Genomic DNA, 223 nt, shown 5'->3' with positions numbered 1-223 from the left:
GGGCTCGACGACCGCGACGGCGAGCGCGTCCGTACCGTCGACGAGGGTGAGGTGGGCGGTGGCGCCGATGTCCTCGGCGAGGGAGCGGAGCGCGGGCAGGGCTGCTTCCCGTACGAGAGGGTGCACCTGGCGGCCCAGGCGCAGGACGCCCAGGCCCACACGGGCGCGGCCCCCGAGGTCCCTGCGTACGAGGGCGTGCTGTTCGAGGGTGGCGAGCAGCCGG

The 223-nt window shown here is 76.2% G+C and carries 1 pseudogene; it reads right to left on the bottom strand.

The window, feature by feature from the left end:
- Positions 1 to 223, bottom strand: a pseudogene (locus tag J0695_RS21460) (IclR family transcriptional regulator); the annotation flags it as partial.

Source organism: Streptomyces beijiangensis (assembly GCF_017315755.1).
Taxonomy (GTDB): Bacteria; Actinomycetota; Actinomycetes; order Streptomycetales; family Streptomycetaceae; genus Streptomyces; species Streptomyces beijiangensis.
Note: the sequence above shows the minus strand (reverse complement) of the source record. Positions and strands in the feature narration are given on the sequence as shown.